Raw genomic sequence first — 14,010 nt, forward strand, 5'->3', positions numbered from 1 at the left:
TGGAGGGCGTAAATAATGGCCGGGACAACGCTGCTCGACATCAAGGGCGTGCAAACCTACTACGGCAACATCCGGGCGCTGAACGGAGTCGATGTCACCGTCAAGGAGGGTGAGATCGTGGCGCTGATCGGCGCCAACGGCGCCGGCAAATCGACGCTGATGATGACCATTTTCGGGGCACCGCGCGCCCGCGCGGGCACCATCACCTTCGCCGGCACCGACATTACCCAGTTGCCGACGCACGAGATCGCACGCATGCGCATCGCCCAGTCGCCGGAAGGTCGCCGTATCTTCCCGCGCATGACGGTGATGGAAAACCTGCAGATGGGCGCCAGCCTGGACAACCTCAAGCACTATGACGAGGACGTCGAGAAGGTGTTCGCGCTGTTCCCGCGGCTCAAGGAGCGCATCGCCCAGCGCGGCGGCACGCTGTCGGGCGGCGAGCAGCAGATGCTGTCGATCGGACGCGCACTGATGGCGCGGCCGAAGCTGCTTCTGCTCGACGAACCATCGCTGGGCCTTGCGCCACTGATCGTCAAGCAGATATTCGATGCCATCCGCGAGTTGAACCGCACCCAAGGGCTGACCGTGTTCCTGGTCGAGCAGAACGCGTTCGGCGCGCTGAAGCTCGCCACGCGCGGTTATGTCATGGTCAACGGCAATGTGACGATGAGCGGCACCGGCAAGGAGCTGCTCGCCAATCCGGAAGTGCGCGCCGCCTATCTCGAAGGCGGACACCACTGAGTTTGGAGCGGAATGTGTGCATCCGGTATTCCGCTCCAAGTTGTTTGTTTGTCGCATGACCTTTGTCCGAAAAGTCTGCACCTTTTCGGGATCATGCTAGGGAGACTTCATCATGCAGGGCATTCTCTATGAGGAACCCTCGATCTGGCAGTTCTTGTTCGTCACCTGCCTGCTCGGCGGCTGGGCGGCCTGGATGACCGGCAAGGCCAGCGCCCAGACGTGGCGCAGCTTCATCCAGCTGTTCGCCTATCTGCTGGGTCTCGGCATCGGCATCCGCTTCATCCATCACGCCCTGTTCGGCGGCACGATGTTTTCGCTGCACTACTATATCGTCGACACCATCGTGCTGATGATATTGGGCTTCGTCGGCTATCAATACACACGAACAAACCAGATGGTCACACAGTATAATTGGCTCTACGAAAGAGCTTCAATCTTGAGCTGGAAACCAAAGGGTTGACGTTCATCATTAACGCCGCGTCAGGGATGAATCGGCGTGACAAGTGCCTGAAAATCGGCAAACTATGCTTTCTGCGATAAGGGTGGGCATCGCATGAAAGCTTCATCCACGCCCACTCCGTTAATGGGAGCGTTTAAATGAAAAAGACACTTTTGTCCGCCGTCGCCCTGACCGCGCTGGTCGCGTTCGGTGGCAGCGCGTGGGCTGATGTAATGTTCGGCGTTGCCGGTCCGATCACCGGTCCGAATGCGGCCTTCGGCGCACAGCTGCAGAAGGGCGCCGAAGCGGCCGTCGCCGAGATCAATGCCAAGGGCGGCATCAACGGCGAGCAGATCAAGCTCGAAATCGGCGACGACGTCTCCGACCCGAAGCAAGGTATCTCGGTTGCCAACAAGTTCGTCGGCGACGGCGTCAAGTTCGTGGTCGGCCACTTCAACTCGGGCGTGTCGATCCCGGCCTCGGAAGTCTACGCTGAAAACAACATCGTCGAGATCACGCCGGCCGCGACCAACCCGAAGTTCACCGAGCGTGGCCTGTGGAACGTGTTCCGCACCTGCGGACGCGATGACCAGCAGGGCAGCATTGCCGGCGCCTATCTCGCCGCGAACTTCAAGGACGCCAAGATCGCCGTCGTGCACGACAAGACCACCTACGGCCAGGGCCTTGCCGACGAAACCAAGAAGGCGATGAACGCCGCCGGCGTCACGGAAGTGATGTATGAAGGCATCAATGTCGGCGACAAGGACTTTTCGGCGCTGATCGCCAAGATGAAGGAAGCCGGCGTTACCATCATCTATTGGGGCGGTTTGCACACCGAAGCCGGCCTGATCATCCGCCAGGCGGCTGACCAGGGCCTCAAGGCGACGCTGATTTCCGGCGACGGCATCGTGTCGAACGAACTGGCTTCGATCGCGGGCGACGCGGTTGCGGGCACGCTCAACACGTTCGGCCCGGATCCGCGCCTGATCCCCGCCAACAAGGAACTCGTCGAGAAGTTCCGTGCGCAGGGCTTCGAACCGGAAGCTTACACGCTCTACGCCTACGCTGCCGTGCAGGCGCTTGCGGAAGCAGCAACTGCTGCCAAGTCGAACGATCCGCAGGCCGTTGCCAAGGCGCTGCATGCGAACGGCCCGTTCAAGACCGTGCTCGGCGACCTGTCCTATGACGCCAAGGGCGATCCGACGCTGCCCGGCTACGTCATGTACGAGTGGAAGAAGGGCGCCGACGGCAAGTACACCTACATCCAGAAGATGTAAGCCTGTCGACATCGATCACTATGAAATGCCCGGCGCTTCGCGCCGGGCATTTTTCGTTTCACGGCATGTCGTCCAAAAGCGGCCCCGGTTTTAGGCCGGACGATATGCGGCTTAGCCGGAAAATGATCGCGCCTTGAACGACAGCTCCGGCGCTTTTATGCGCGTTCGAATGAATGCGACCGGCTTTGTCGCAAAGATTCGATTTAAATCGATTGAATCATCTGTCAATTTTGTTTGCGCTGCAGCATTTTCACGCTAATCATTGCTCCGATTTCCCGTTCCTTCCGCTGCTGGAGCCCAGTCCTTGGCCATCACGAAGATCCTCGTCGCCAACCGGTCAGAAATCGCCATCCGCGTCTTTCGCGCGGCCAACGAGCTGGGCCTCAAAACCGTGGCGATCTGGGCCGAGGAGGACAAATACTCGCTGCACCGCTTCAAGGCCGACGAAAGCTACCAGGTCGGGCGCGGCCCGCATCTGGCCAAGGATATGGGGCCGATCGAGAGTTATCTGTCGATCGAGGAGGTGATCCGCGTCGCCAGGCTTTCGGGCGCCGATGCCATCCACCCGGGCTACGGGCTTCTGTCCGAAAGCCCGGAATTCGCCGAAGCCTGTGCGCAAGCCGGCATCACCTTCATCGGCCCGAAGCCGGACACGATGCGCCGCCTCGGCAACAAGGTCGCGGCACGCAACCTCGCCATCGAGGTCGGCGTGCCGGTCATCCCCGCCACCGACCCGCTGCCGGATGATATGGATGCGGTCAAGAAACTGGCCAAGGAGATCGGCTATCCGGTGATGCTGAAGGCCTCCTGGGGCGGCGGCGGGCGCGGCATGCGCGCCATCCGCGCCGAGGCCGATCTCGCCCGCGAGGTCACGGAAGGCAAGCGCGAGGCGAAAGCCGCCTTCGGCAAGGACGAGGTCTATCTCGAAAAGCTGATCGAGCGCGCGCGCCATGTCGAGGTGCAGGTGCTTGGCGACACACATGGCAATGTCGTGCACCTGTTCGAGCGCGATTGCTCGATCCAGCGCCGCAACCAGAAGGTCGTCGAACGGGCGCCCGCGCCCTATCTCGAAATGTCGCAGCGCGAGGAGCTTTGCGGCTACGCGCTGAAGATCGCGCGCGAGACCAGCTATATCGGCGCCGGTACGGTCGAGTTCCTGCAGGACGCCGATACGGGGAAATTCTATTTCATCGAGGTCAACCCGCGCATCCAGGTCGAGCATACCGTCACCGAGCAGGTGACCGGCATCGACATCGTCAAGGCGCAGATCCACATCCTCGACGGCTTCGCCATCGGCACGCCGCAATCAGGCGTGCCGGCGCAGAAGGACATCAGGCTGAACGGCCATGCCTTGCAGTGCCGCATCACCACCGAGGACCCCGAGCACAATTTCATCCCGGATTATGGCCGCATCACCGCCTATCGCGGCGCCACCGGCTTCGGCATCCGGCTGGATGGCGGCACCGCCTATTCCGGCGCGGTCATCACCCGCTTCTACGATCCGCTGCTGGAGAAGGTGACGGCGTGGGCCCCGACGCCGGCCGAGACGATCGCGCGCATGAACCGCGCGCTGCGCGAATTCCGCATCCGCGGGGTCGCCACCAACCTCACCTTCCTCGAAGCGATCATCAACCACCCGAGCTTCGCCGACAATTCCTATACGACGAAGTTCATCGACACGACGCCGGAGCTGTTCCAGCAGGTCAAGCGGCAGGACCGCGCGACCAAGCTCATCAACTATCTGGCCGATGTCAGCGTCAACGGCCATCCCGAGACACGCGGCCGGCCGATGCCGAAGGCCGATGCTGCCGCACCCGTCGTGCCCTACCTCAACGGCAACGTGCCCGGCGGCAGCAAGCAGAAGCTGGACGTGCTCGGTCCGGAAAAATTCGCCGGCTGGATGCGTGAGCAGAAGGAAGTTCTGGTCACCGACACGACGATGCGCGACGGCCACCAGTCGCTGCTCGCCACGCGCATGCGCACGCACGACATCGCCAACATTGCCGGCACCTATGCGCGCGCCCTGCCGCAGCTTCTGTCACTGGAATGCTGGGGTGGCGCGACCTTCGACGTCGCCATGCGCTTCCTCACCGAGGATCCGTGGGAGCGGCTGAGCAAAGTGCGCGAGGCGGCTCCCAATCTGTTGCTGCAGATGCTGCTGCGCGGCGCCAACGGCGTCGGCTACACCAATTATCCCGACAATGTCGTGCAGCATTTCGTCAAGCAGGCGGCCGCCGGCGGCATTGACCTGTTCCGCGTCTTCGACTGCCTGAACTGGGTCGAGAACATGCGCGTCGCCATGGACGCGGTCGGCGCCGAGGGCAAGCTGTGTGAGGCGGCGATGTGCTACACCGGCGACATTCTCGATCCGGCGCGGGCCAAGTACGACCTCAAATATTATGTCGGGCTCGCCGGCGAATTGCAGGCCGCCGGCGCCCACATCATCGCGGTCAAGGATATGGCCGGCCTCTTGAAGCCGGCCGCAGCCCGCGTGCTGTTCAAGGCGCTGCGCGAGGCGACCGACCTGCCGATCCATTTCCACACCCACGACACGTCCGGCCTGTCGGCGGCGACCGTGCTGGCGGCGGTGGAGAGCGGCGTCGACGCCATCGACGCGGCGATGGATGCCTTCTCCGGCAACACGTCGCAGCCTTGCCTGGGCTCGATCGTCGAAGCGCTGAAGGGCACCGAGCGCGACCCGGGCCTCGACCCGCAATGGATCCGCAAAATCTCATTCTACTGGGAAGCGGTGCGCAACCAGTACGCTGCCTTCGAAAGCGACCTCAAGGGGCCGGCCTCGGAAGTCTATCTGCACGAAATGCCGGGCGGGCAGTTCACCAACCTCAAGGAACAGGCGCGCTCGCTCGGGCTGGAGACACGCTGGCACGAGGTGGCGCAGACCTATCACGACGTCAATCTGATGTTCGGCGACATCGTCAAGGTGACGCCGTCGTCCAAGGTCGTCGGCGACATGGCGCTGATGATGGTGAGCCAGGATCTGACCGTCGCCGATGTCGAGAACCCGGCCAGGGACATCGCCTTCCCGGACTCGGTCGTCTCGATGCTGCGTGGCGATCTCGGCCAGTCGCCCGGCGGCTGGCCGGCGGCGCTGCAGAAGAAGGCGCTGAAGGGCGACAAGCCGATCACGGCGCGGCCGGGCTCGCTGTTGAAGCCGGCCGATCTCAAGGCCAGCCGCAAGGAGATTGAGGAGAAGCTCGAGCGCAAGCTCTCGGAATACGAATTCGCCTCGTGGCTGATGTATCCGAAGGTTTTCACCGACTTTGCCGGCGCGCAGGAGACCTACGGCCCGGTCAGCGTGCTGCCGACGCCGACCTATTTCTACGGCATGAAGTCGGAAGACGAGATCTTCGTCGACATCGAGAAGGGCAAGACGCTGGTCGTGCGCTGCCTTGCGATCGGCGATGTCGACGACAAGGGCATGGTCACCGTGTTCTTCGAGCTCAACGGCCAGCCGCGCCGCGTCAAGGTGCCGGACCGGGCGCACGGCGCCTCCGCCGTCAAGGCGCGCCGCAAGGCCGAGCCAGGCAACGAGGCGCATGTCGGCGCGCCGATGCCGGGCGTGGTCTCGGCACTTTCGGTCGCCGCCGGCCAGGCGGTGAAGGCCGGTGACGTGTTGCTCTCCATCGAAGCGATGAAGATGGAGACGGCGCTGCATGCCGAGCGCGACGGCACCGTCGCCGAGGTGCTGGTCAAGGCCGGCGACCAGATCGATGCCAAGGATCTGCTGATCGCGTTCGCTTAAGCGCCTCGCAAGGAACGGCCAGGCTGTCGGCTTCTGTCGGCAGCCCGTGGGGAGCTGTTCGATAACAGCTTGACCCGCCGCCGCCGGTCGGGCATCGAACCGGCTCAAATTTGCCGCCGCCTCTGCCCGAGTCGCGGCATAGAACCAATCTTTGGAGAAAAACATGGCCGACGATATCACCGAGACCAGCCAGACTGTTGCCGCCGGCCAGCTGCGTGCCCTCATCGAGCGCATCGAACGGCTCGAGGAAGAGAAGAAGACGATCGCCGACGACATCAAGGAAGTCTTCGCCGAGGCCAAGGGCACCGGCTTCGACACCAAGGCGATCCGCACCATCATCCGGCTGCGCAAGAAGGACCAGGCCGAGCGCCAGGAAGAGGACGCCATCTTAGATCTGTACATGGCCGCGCTCGGCATGGAATAAAGAGACTGTTTGGAAATTCTACTCCGGCGGCCATCTGATGGCGTTTTCTGCGCTTCCCCGTTCTACTGCGGCGGCGCAGTAGAACTGAGCTCACGTACTTAAGTACGCTCCGCTACGGTTCTCGAAACCACCACCATATGACTCGCCAAGAGCGAATTTCGAAACAGCCTGAGCGTGATGCTTGGAGCGGGCATCGAACCATGAGCGAATTCGACTTTGGCGGTCGCCGCGCCTCGGAGTTCCGCCATCGCGGCTTCTGGTCGCTGTTCGCTGAACGGCATCCGGAAGAAAGAACCCGGCTGGCGCGGCGCGGACCCTGGTTCTGGCAGCGCGGGCTGCCCGACTTCGCCCTGGTCCTTTCCATGTATGTCGCGCCAGCGCAGAACCATGTCGGCGTCTTCTTCGGCCGTAACGAGAAGTTCGGCGCCACGCAAAGCTGGTCGCGGTTGAAGCCGTTCCAGCCGGCGATCGAAGACAGGCTGAAGCTCAGGCCGGAACAAAGCTGCGAGGGCCTCGGCATCAATTCGATGTGGCGGGTCAACTGCTATGCCGAGGACAACTGGCCGGCCATGACCGACTGGCTGGTGACGGAATGCTCGCGCGTCGAGCGTGCCGTCATTGCGGCGGTCGGAAACGCCTGGTCGCAAGTCTGACGGCTTCGCCCGACATGCCGGCCCCGGATTCAGTTCGGCGATGGCTCGCCCCTGCCGATAACGTCCAAATGTTCCTGCAGGGCCAGACGATCAAGCGACCCCATCGGCAGATTGGTGAACACCGCGATGCGGTTGTTCAGCATGCGATAGGCGTCGGCGAAAGCGAGATGCCGCTCGGCTTCCGTGCCACTGGCCTTGGCGGGGTCGGGCACCGCCCAAAGTGCCGTCATCGGATGACCGGGCCAAACAGGGCAGCTCTCATCCGCAGTGTTGTCGCAGACGGTGAAGATGAAATTCATCTGCGGCGCGTCGGGCCCGGAGAACTCATCCCAGCTCTTCGAACGGGCAAAGGACGTGTCGTAGCTCAGGCTTTCCAGCAACTGAAGCGCATAGGGGTTGACGCTGCCTTTCGGTCGCGCGCCAGCGGAATAGGCTTTGAATCGGCCGGATCCGATCCGGTTCAAGATGGCCTCTCCGATGATCGAGCGGGCGGAGTTGGCGTTGCAAAGAAAGAGAACGTTGTAGACATGATCGCTCATTCCGAACCCCTCCATGTTTGCGCAAATGACAGAATGCGATACGGATCACAGCTATGTGATCATACATGGTATGACGACAGATTTCTGCGCCGTCCGAGGTGCTTTTTCGAGACATGCTGAGTTAGCGAAGGCTCGACCGATGGACGATCTCGATGCGCTGGGCGCGGCGCCCGAAGGGGCCAAACGCAACGCCGGCTTCTTTCGCTCGCGTTGGCTTGGCGAGGTCCCGATCGACCGGCTGTTCTGGCGCGACATGATGCTTGTCGGGACGGCCCTCAACATAGCCTCTTCGGCGCTGGCTCTGGTGCTGCTCGGGCTGAAGCTGCCGCTCTGGGCGGTGCTGGCGGTGCATTTTCTGCCGGTGCCCTACAACATCTTTCTCACCATCGCGGTCTGGCGGACGGCCGAGAAATCCGGTGGCGCCAAGGCTTCGCTGGTGATGCTGGGTTCGGCGCTTTGGCTGATCGCGACAGTTGTTGCCTGAAGCGCTCAGCCTGCGCATACGAAAAAGGGCGGCCGAAGCCGCCCTTTGCCGAAAGCTATAAGATGCCGATCAGGCGGCCGGCTCGAATTTCAGCGCCACGCCGTTGATGCAGTAGCGCAAGCCGGTCGGCGGCGGGCCGTCTTCGAAGACATGGCCGAGATGGCTGCCGCAGCGCGCGCAATGGCACTCGGTGCGGACCATGCCGTAGCTGCGGTCGATGGTGTTCTCGACCGAGCCGGGCACCGGGTCGTTGAAGCTCGGCCAGCCGGTGCCGCTCTCGAACTTTAGCTTGGATTCGAACAGCGGCTGGTCGCAGCCGACGCAGGAAAATGTGCCGGCGCGCTTCTCGTAAAGCAGGGCGCAGCTTCCCGGCCGCTCGGTGCCGTGGTTGCGCATGACCGCATATTGCTCCGGCGTCAGCCGGGCGCGCCATTCGGCATCGGTGCGGGTGACGGGTAGGTGTGGGTGTCCATTTGATCTCCTCAGCCTTGCCGGCTCGTTGTTGGTTGCAACCTCATATTCGCACCAACATAGGCATTTGTTACCGGATTTTCTCGCATTTTCGATCGCCTGTCATGAGATGGCCGCGAGATATCGAGCGACCGAGGCGTTGAACGCCGCCTTCCCGCCGCTGATAATATTTAGGTCCCACCATGCGCCGCGAATGTCGTCGAAGTCGAAGGGTTCCAGTGCCGCCGCGATACGGCGCACGGCCGTCGCGTTGAGCGGTATCTGGTTCGGATAGCTGTACATGAAGCTGACATGGCGGCGCGTCGGCGTCACCTGCACGGTGTCGCCGGTCAGCAGGGCGTTGCCGCCCTCGCGCTGCCAGTGCAGCACCTGGCTGCCGGCAAAATGGCCGCCGCAGCGGATGAGTGTCAGCGACGGGTTTATGGCAAGCGTCTCGCCTTGCCAGCTGACGATCGAGGGATGTGGCCGCATGATCCACTGGCGGTCATCGGCATGGAGATAGACCGGCACGCCGCCAAACGCCTCGCTCCATCCGGCCATCGCCGAGTAGAAGTGGCAGTGCGAGATGGCGATGGCCGCCAGGCCGCCGCGGCGGTTGATCTCGGCCACCGCCTCGTCGCTCACCATCGGGATGCAGTCCCACAGAACGTTGCCGTGCGGCGTCTGCACCAGTTGCGCCCGCTGGCCGATGGCGAAGCGCGGCTCGATGCCGAAGCCGAGCACGCCGGCGTCGTCCCTCATCACCAGCCTGTGCCCGGCGGCAAGCTCCTGTGGCATGGTCCAGGCCTGGCCTTCCCAGCGCACAAACTGCCGTTCGTCCTCGCAGATCGGGCAGTGTTGTGGCGGTGTCTCCGTCGCCGCGAACTGGACGCCACACTGCAGGCAGAGGAAGCAGGTCATCGGATCTCCCGTCGATCTCTAACTTTTGTTTTGACGCAATTCCTGTGTGAAAACCGCTTCACACTTTTCCTGGAATTGCTTCAATGTTTTCGAGAAAGCTGCTTCGTCGCGGCTTCGAGCCCGGCGAGCGTCAGCGGGAACATGCGGCCGCCGAAGACGTCGCGGATCATGGCGATGGAATGCGTAAAGCCCCAGTCCTTTTCACTCTCGGGATTGAGCCATACCGCATTCGGCCATTGCTGCAGCAGGCGGCCAAGCCAGACGGCGCCGGCCTCCGGATTCCAGTGTTCGACCGAGCCGCCGGGGTGGGCGATCTCGTAAGGGCTCATCGAAGCGTCGCCGACGACGATCACCTTGTAGTCTGGACCGTATTTGTGGAGAAGGTCGAAGGTCGGGATCACCTCGGCGTGGCGTCGCCGGTTGTCCTTCCACACGCCCTCATAGAGGCAGTTATGAAAGTAAAAATATTCGAGCTGGCGGAATTCGGCCCGCGCCGCCGAAAACAGCTCTTCGACGCTCTTGATGTGGTCGTCCATCGAGCCGCCGACATCGAAGAACATCAGCAGTTTCAGGGCGTTGCGCCGTTCGGGCCGCGTCCGCACGTCGAGATAGCCGTGCTCGGCGGTGGCATGGATGGTGCCGGGCAGGTCGAATTCCTCCTCGGCGCCCTCGCGCACCCAGCGGCGCAGCCGCTTCAGCGCGATCTTGATGTTGCGGGTGCCGAGCTCGACGGCATCGTCGAAATTCCGGAACTCGCGCTTGTCCCACACTTTCACCGCACGCCGGTTGCGGCTTTCGTGCTGGCCGATGCGCACGCCTTCGGGATTGTAGCCATAAGCGCCGAAGGGCGAAGTGCCGCCGGTGCCGATCCATTTCGAGCCGCCCTGGTGACGGCCTTTCTGTTCCTCGAGCCGCTGTTTCAGCGTCTCCATCAGCTTTTCGAAACCGCCGAGCGCCTCGACCAGCTTTTTCTCTTCCTCGGTCAGGTGCTTTTCGGCAAGGCGGCGCAGCCATTCCTCGGGAATATTGGCGACATTGACCGCATCCGCTCCGCCCAGCGCCTCGATGCCCTTGAAGGCATGCGCGAACACCTGGTCGAAGCGGTCGATATGGCGCTCGTCCTTCACCAGAGCAGCCCGGGCCAGGTAGTAAAAACCCTCGACGTCATAGTCGACCAGTCCGGCTTCCAACCCTTCCAGCAGCGACAAATATTCCCGCAGCGAAACGGGGACACGTGCGGCCTTCAGTTCGAGGAAGAAGGGGATGAACATGGTCAGTTATCTATGGCCCTCGATCTTCTCTCGAGCAGCGCTTGCAATGAAGGCGGAACGTGTCAAGCCACGCCGGCCGGCTTCCTCGTCGATCGCCGCCAGGAGACCGGCGTCGAGCGATAGATTGGCCCGGACGGGGCGGCCGGAGTCGATCAGCACCGGTATCATCACGGCGGATTCACCTGAGGCGCTGTCGATTTCACCCTGTTTGAGCAGCTCGGCAACTGTACTGGATCCAGGCAGAGGCAGATGTTTTGCCAAGCGTGCTTCGGCCCATTCGCGCACGGCGGACGTCGCGTCGGCAATGGCCTCTTCGGGGCTTGCGCCGCCACCATGGCAGCCGGGAAGATCAGGCACCCGCACCCCCCAGACATCCCTCGCGCCATCTAGAATTCCGACATAATGCGTCATGCGGTCCGTCCTCAAATCCATCCAGCCAGTCGGGCGATCGACCGGGCGACACCGGGAGATTGTTCACGATGCCGAGGCACGATGATTATCACCTCGGGTCGGTCCGAATGCTCATACTTGTCGTGCTTGCCGCCGCCGACACTTAGCCAACCGTCGCGCAAAAGCCTTGTGACGATCTTGCGCGTATTGGTCTCGATCAGTGGCATCCACACTCCTGATCATGCGCAATATATTGCGCAAAAGCTGCTATTTCAATCGTCAACTTTCTTCACAGCAGGTCGTACTCGATGAAGCCGGTGCGGCGCGCTACGTGGTCGTAGAGCTTGCGAGCCGTTGTGTTGGTCTCGTGCGTCATCCAATAGACGTTCTTGACGCCGTTTTTTTCTGCAGCGTCCTTCACCGCCTTGATCAATGCCGCACCGATGCCCTTGCCGCGCACGTCTGGGTCAGCGAACAGATCCTGCAGGTAGCAATTGTTTTTCTCGGACCAGCCTGAGCGGTGGTAGAGATAGTGGGTGAGGCCGACCGCCTTGCCGTCGAAGGTGGCAATAAAACCTTTCGGCTCGAACTCACCTTCCGTAAACAGCCGCTTCCAGGTGACGGCGTAGACCTCTTCCGGCAGCTTGGTCTCGTAGAAGGTGAGATAGTCGGTCCACAGGCGCTTCCAGTCGGCATGGTCGGACTGCGCGAGCGGGCGGACAATAATTTCAGACATTTCATCTCCTCCGAAGGTTCTGAGCCGAAGCTGCCTTCCTGTCCGACTGGCAGCAACGGTCCACAGAAGGGGAAAGCGCTATTGCTGCCGCCTCGCCATGAAGGCCAGCCGCTCGAACAGATGCACGTCCTGTTCGTTCTTCAGCAGCGCACCGTGCAGTTTGGGCAGTGCGTTTTTCGGGTCGGCGCGCAAATCCTCGGGTGCGATGTCGTCGGCGACCAGTAGCCTTATCCAGTCGAGCGCCTCGGAGGTCGACGGCTTCTTCTTCAGGCCTGGCACCTCGCGGATCTCGTAGAACTGGGTGAGGGCCGCGCGCACCAGGTTCTGCTTGATGCCGGGATAGTGGACATCGACAATCCTGTGCAGCGTGTCGACGTCGGGAAAGCGGATGTAGTGGAAGAAGCAGCGGCGCAGAAAGGCGTCCGGCAGTTCCTTCTCGTTGTTGGAGGTGATGATGACGATAGGGCGGACGGCGGCGCGGATGGTCTCGCGGGTTTCGTAGACGAAGAACTCCATCCGATCGAGTTCCTGCAGCAGGTCGTTGGGGAATTCGATGTCGGCCTTGTCGATCTCGTCGATCAAAAGCACGACTTTCTTGCCCGCCGCGAATGCCTCCCAGAGCTTGCCGCGCTTGATGTAGTTCTTGATGTCATTGAACCTGGCATCGCCGAGTTGGCTGTCGCGCAGCCGCGACACGGCGTCATACTCGTAAAGGCCTTGCTGTGCCCGCGTCGTCGATTTGACGTGCCATTCGATGAGATCGAGGCCGAGTGCCGCCGCCACCTGGCGGGCTAGCTCGGTCTTGCCGGTTCCGGGCTCGCCCTTGACCAGCAAGGGCCGCTCCAGCGCGATCGCCGCGTTGACGGCCACCATCAGATCCTTGTCGGCGACATAGGCCGCCGTGCCTTCGAAACGCATTTTTGCTCCTTGGTTCATTCCGTGAGCGTAAGGACGCCGCCCGGCCTGTGCAAGGGCGCGACGCGGGAGGCGAATAAAGCCGCCGAGGCCACCTGCGTCACTGGCGCTTGACCGATGAGCGGCCTATATTGGGGAGGACGGTCTGTGCTTCCCGGCAGGAGAACATTTTCCCCGGGGCCTTAACGATCCTTAGGGAGCTGTCCCTGGGAAGACCCGTGGGTTTTCTCACACGGCGCCCACCTACTTTGTAGGTTCCCGGGATCGCTCTCTCCACCGGTTGTGTGGATCGTCACTTCTTGCAGCGCATCCATGCATTGCGGTGGATGATGCGGTAGAAAACGTCGCTCCCAAAACGCCATCCGTATCCGGCCTTTTCTATCGTCCGCGCATGACATCTCTCAAAGACCAGAAAAAACAGCTGCGGCTCCAGGCGCTTGGACGCCGCGATGCGCTCGACGAATTCTGGCGGGTGGAGATGGCGCTCGAAATGGCCGAGACGGCGCGCGATCATCTTGCTATCGAGCCCGGTCAGATCGTATCCGGCTTCTGGCCGATGCGTTCGGAAGTCGACGTCAGGCCCTTGATGTTTGCCCTGCGCGAACAGGGCGCCAGGCTTTGCCTGCCGGCCATTCTCGACAAGACCACGATCGTCTTTCGCGAACTGGTGCGCGGCGCGCCGATGGTGGACATGGGCTTTGGCACGGTCGGGCCCCATGAAGAGGCCGAGGTGCTTGATCCCGAGGTGATGCTGGTGCCGCTCGCCGCCTTCGATGCGCGCGGCCACCGCATCGGCTACGGCGCCGGCTATTACGACCGCGCGATCGCCAGGCTCGTCGACAAGGGGCATACGCCCAGGCTGATCGGCATCGCCTTCGACTGCCAGGAGGTGGCGCAGGTTCCGGACGAGAACCATGACGTGGTCATCCCGGAAATACTCACCGAGAGCGGGTTGCGCCGCTTCGGCATCGCTTAAAATATCGCGATCTGCTTAACGCGTTTCC

16 protein-coding genes and 1 other RNA gene are annotated in these 14,010 nt (G+C 62.2%); 9 read left to right on the plus strand and 8 right to left on the minus strand.

The features are described 5' to 3' along the window. Positions 1 to 15 precede the first annotated feature (15 nt). The 6 genes from AC0V8S_RS07105 (at position 16) to AC0V8S_RS07130 (ending at position 7,300) form a co-directional block, all read left to right on the plus strand. Entirely contained in the window at positions 16 to 744 is a 729-nt protein-coding gene (locus tag AC0V8S_RS07105; RefSeq protein WP_183464041.1) for an ABC transporter ATP-binding protein, read from the plus strand. A 112-nt stretch (positions 745 to 856) separates the two neighbouring features. Beyond that, positions 857 to 1,204, plus strand: a complete 348-nt coding sequence (locus AC0V8S_RS07110; RefSeq protein ID WP_183464039.1) for a DUF6867 family protein — start codon at positions 857 to 859, stop codon at positions 1,202 to 1,204. Between the two features lie 137 nt (positions 1,205 to 1,341). Continuing rightward, positions 1,342 to 2,460 carry a branched-chain amino acid ABC transporter substrate-binding protein gene (locus AC0V8S_RS07115; protein WP_095201098.1) on the plus strand — a complete coding sequence of 373 codons (1,119 nt, stop codon included), beginning with the start codon at positions 1,342 to 1,344 and terminating at the stop codon, positions 2,458 to 2,460. A 304-nt stretch (positions 2,461 to 2,764) separates the two neighbouring features. Continuing rightward, positions 2,765 to 6,223: a pyruvate carboxylase gene (pyc, locus tag AC0V8S_RS07120; RefSeq protein ID WP_183464037.1), complete on the plus strand. Its 3,459-nt coding sequence runs from the start codon at positions 2,765 to 2,767 to the stop codon at positions 6,221 to 6,223. Positions 6,224 to 6,386: 163 nt separating this feature from the next. Further along, positions 6,387 to 6,647, plus strand: coding sequence for a DUF2312 domain-containing protein (locus AC0V8S_RS07125; RefSeq protein WP_027053014.1), 261 nt, complete (start codon positions 6,387 to 6,389; stop codon positions 6,645 to 6,647). A gap of 200 nt (positions 6,648 to 6,847) precedes the next feature. Further along, positions 6,848 to 7,300 carry a hypothetical protein gene (locus AC0V8S_RS07130; RefSeq protein WP_475437274.1) on the plus strand — a complete coding sequence of 151 codons (453 nt, stop codon included), beginning with the start codon at positions 6,848 to 6,850 and terminating at the stop codon, positions 7,298 to 7,300. A 29-nt stretch (positions 7,301 to 7,329) separates the two neighbouring features. Here AC0V8S_RS07130 and AC0V8S_RS07135 read toward each other — a convergent pair whose 3' ends face one another. Then, positions 7,330 to 7,839: an arsenate reductase ArsC gene (locus tag AC0V8S_RS07135; protein ID WP_475437275.1), complete on the minus strand. Its 510-nt coding sequence runs from the start codon at positions 7,837 to 7,839 to the stop codon at positions 7,330 to 7,332. 139 nt (positions 7,840 to 7,978) lie between these two features. Here AC0V8S_RS07135 and AC0V8S_RS07140 point away from each other — a divergent pair, with 139 nt between their 5' ends. Then, positions 7,979 to 8,323, plus strand: coding sequence for a hypothetical protein (locus tag AC0V8S_RS07140; protein WP_183464031.1), 345 nt, complete (start codon positions 7,979 to 7,981; stop codon positions 8,321 to 8,323). Positions 8,324 to 8,392: 69 nt separating this feature from the next. Here AC0V8S_RS07140 and msrB read toward each other — a convergent pair whose 3' ends face one another. The 7 genes from msrB to AC0V8S_RS07175 all read right to left on the minus strand — a co-directional run bounded on the left by msrB (position 8,393) and on the right by AC0V8S_RS07175 (position 13,009). Continuing rightward, a complete protein-coding gene (gene msrB / locus AC0V8S_RS07145; RefSeq protein WP_475437276.1) occupies positions 8,393 to 8,719 on the minus strand; it encodes a peptide-methionine (R)-S-oxide reductase MsrB in 327 nt (108 codons plus the stop codon). A gap of 177 nt (positions 8,720 to 8,896) precedes the next feature. Next, positions 8,897 to 9,694 (minus strand): MBL fold metallo-hydrolase, encoded by a 798-nt coding sequence (locus AC0V8S_RS07150; RefSeq protein WP_475437277.1) that lies wholly within the window; start codon positions 9,692 to 9,694, stop codon positions 8,897 to 8,899. A gap of 80 nt (positions 9,695 to 9,774) precedes the next feature. Continuing rightward, positions 9,775 to 10,965, minus strand: coding sequence for a vWA domain-containing protein (locus tag AC0V8S_RS07155; protein ID WP_475437278.1), 1,191 nt, complete (start codon positions 10,963 to 10,965; stop codon positions 9,775 to 9,777). Positions 10,966 to 10,971: 6 nt separating this feature from the next. Next, on the minus strand, positions 10,972 to 11,376 hold the full coding sequence (locus tag AC0V8S_RS07160) for a type II toxin-antitoxin system HicB family antitoxin (protein WP_032932100.1): 405 nt from the start codon (positions 11,374 to 11,376) through the stop codon (positions 10,972 to 10,974). Between the two features lie 11 nt (positions 11,377 to 11,387). Further along, positions 11,388 to 11,582 carry a type II toxin-antitoxin system HicA family toxin gene (locus AC0V8S_RS07165; protein WP_095201105.1) on the minus strand — a complete coding sequence of 65 codons (195 nt, stop codon included), beginning with the start codon at positions 11,580 to 11,582 and terminating at the stop codon, positions 11,388 to 11,390. Between the two features lie 62 nt (positions 11,583 to 11,644). Then, positions 11,645 to 12,091: a GNAT family N-acetyltransferase gene (locus AC0V8S_RS07170; RefSeq protein ID WP_183464025.1), complete on the minus strand. Its 447-nt coding sequence runs from the start codon at positions 12,089 to 12,091 to the stop codon at positions 11,645 to 11,647. A 78-nt stretch (positions 12,092 to 12,169) separates the two neighbouring features. Beyond that, complete coding sequence (locus tag AC0V8S_RS07175) at positions 12,170 to 13,009, minus strand: AAA family ATPase (protein WP_475437279.1); 840 nt, start codon at positions 13,007 to 13,009, stop codon at positions 12,170 to 12,172. A gap of 136 nt (positions 13,010 to 13,145) precedes the next feature. On the opposite strand from AC0V8S_RS07175, the gene ssrS reads away from it, so the two are divergent. Continuing rightward, positions 13,146 to 13,301, plus strand: a non-coding RNA gene (ssrS, locus tag AC0V8S_RS07180) — 6S RNA. Between the two features lie 96 nt (positions 13,302 to 13,397). Beyond that, positions 13,398 to 13,982, plus strand: a complete 585-nt coding sequence (locus tag AC0V8S_RS07185) for a 5-formyltetrahydrofolate cyclo-ligase (protein ID WP_183464022.1) — start codon at positions 13,398 to 13,400, stop codon at positions 13,980 to 13,982. Positions 13,983 to 14,010: the final 28 nt, after the last annotated feature.

It is taken from the genome of Mesorhizobium oxytropidicola, from assembly GCF_056174625.1.

What these genes read in the sequence shown, in the direction of transcription:
- AC0V8S_RS07130 (WP_475437274.1), top strand. Translation starts at nt 6,848, where the DNA reads ATGAGCGAATTCGACTTTGGCGGTCGCCGCGCCTCGGAGTTCCGCCAT.
- AC0V8S_RS07135 (WP_475437275.1), bottom strand. Translation starts at nt 7,839, where the DNA reads ATGAGCGATCATGTCTACAACGTTCTCTTTCTTTGCAACGCCAACTCC.
- AC0V8S_RS07170 (WP_183464025.1), bottom strand. Translation starts at nt 12,091, where the DNA reads ATGTCTGAAATTATTGTCCGCCCGCTCGCGCAGTCCGACCATGCCGAC.
- AC0V8S_RS07105 (WP_183464041.1), top strand. Translation starts at nt 16, where the DNA reads ATGGCCGGGACAACGCTGCTCGACATCAAGGGCGTGCAAACCTACTAC.
- AC0V8S_RS07175 (WP_475437279.1), bottom strand. Translation starts at nt 13,009, where the DNA reads ATGCGTTTCGAAGGCACGGCGGCCTATGTCGCCGACAAGGATCTGATG.
- AC0V8S_RS07155 (WP_475437278.1), bottom strand. Translation starts at nt 10,965, where the DNA reads ATGTTCATCCCCTTCTTCCTCGAACTGAAGGCCGCACGTGTCCCCGTT.
- AC0V8S_RS07125 (WP_027053014.1), top strand. Translation starts at nt 6,387, where the DNA reads ATGGCCGACGATATCACCGAGACCAGCCAGACTGTTGCCGCCGGCCAG.
- AC0V8S_RS07140 (WP_183464031.1), top strand. Translation starts at nt 7,979, where the DNA reads ATGGACGATCTCGATGCGCTGGGCGCGGCGCCCGAAGGGGCCAAACGC.
- msrB (WP_475437276.1), bottom strand. Translation starts at nt 8,719, where the DNA reads ATGCGCAACCACGGCACCGAGCGGCCGGGAAGCTGCGCCCTGCTTTAC.
- AC0V8S_RS07165 (WP_095201105.1), bottom strand. Translation starts at nt 11,582, where the DNA reads ATGCCACTGATCGAGACCAATACGCGCAAGATCGTCACAAGGCTTTTG.
- AC0V8S_RS07185 (WP_183464022.1), top strand. Translation starts at nt 13,398, where the DNA reads ATGACATCTCTCAAAGACCAGAAAAAACAGCTGCGGCTCCAGGCGCTT.
- AC0V8S_RS07160 (WP_032932100.1), bottom strand. Translation starts at nt 11,376, where the DNA reads ATGACGCATTATGTCGGAATTCTAGATGGCGCGAGGGATGTCTGGGGG.
- AC0V8S_RS07115 (WP_095201098.1), top strand. Translation starts at nt 1,342, where the DNA reads ATGAAAAAGACACTTTTGTCCGCCGTCGCCCTGACCGCGCTGGTCGCG.
- AC0V8S_RS07150 (WP_475437277.1), bottom strand. Translation starts at nt 9,694, where the DNA reads ATGACCTGCTTCCTCTGCCTGCAGTGTGGCGTCCAGTTCGCGGCGACG.
- AC0V8S_RS07110 (WP_183464039.1), top strand. Translation starts at nt 857, where the DNA reads ATGCAGGGCATTCTCTATGAGGAACCCTCGATCTGGCAGTTCTTGTTC.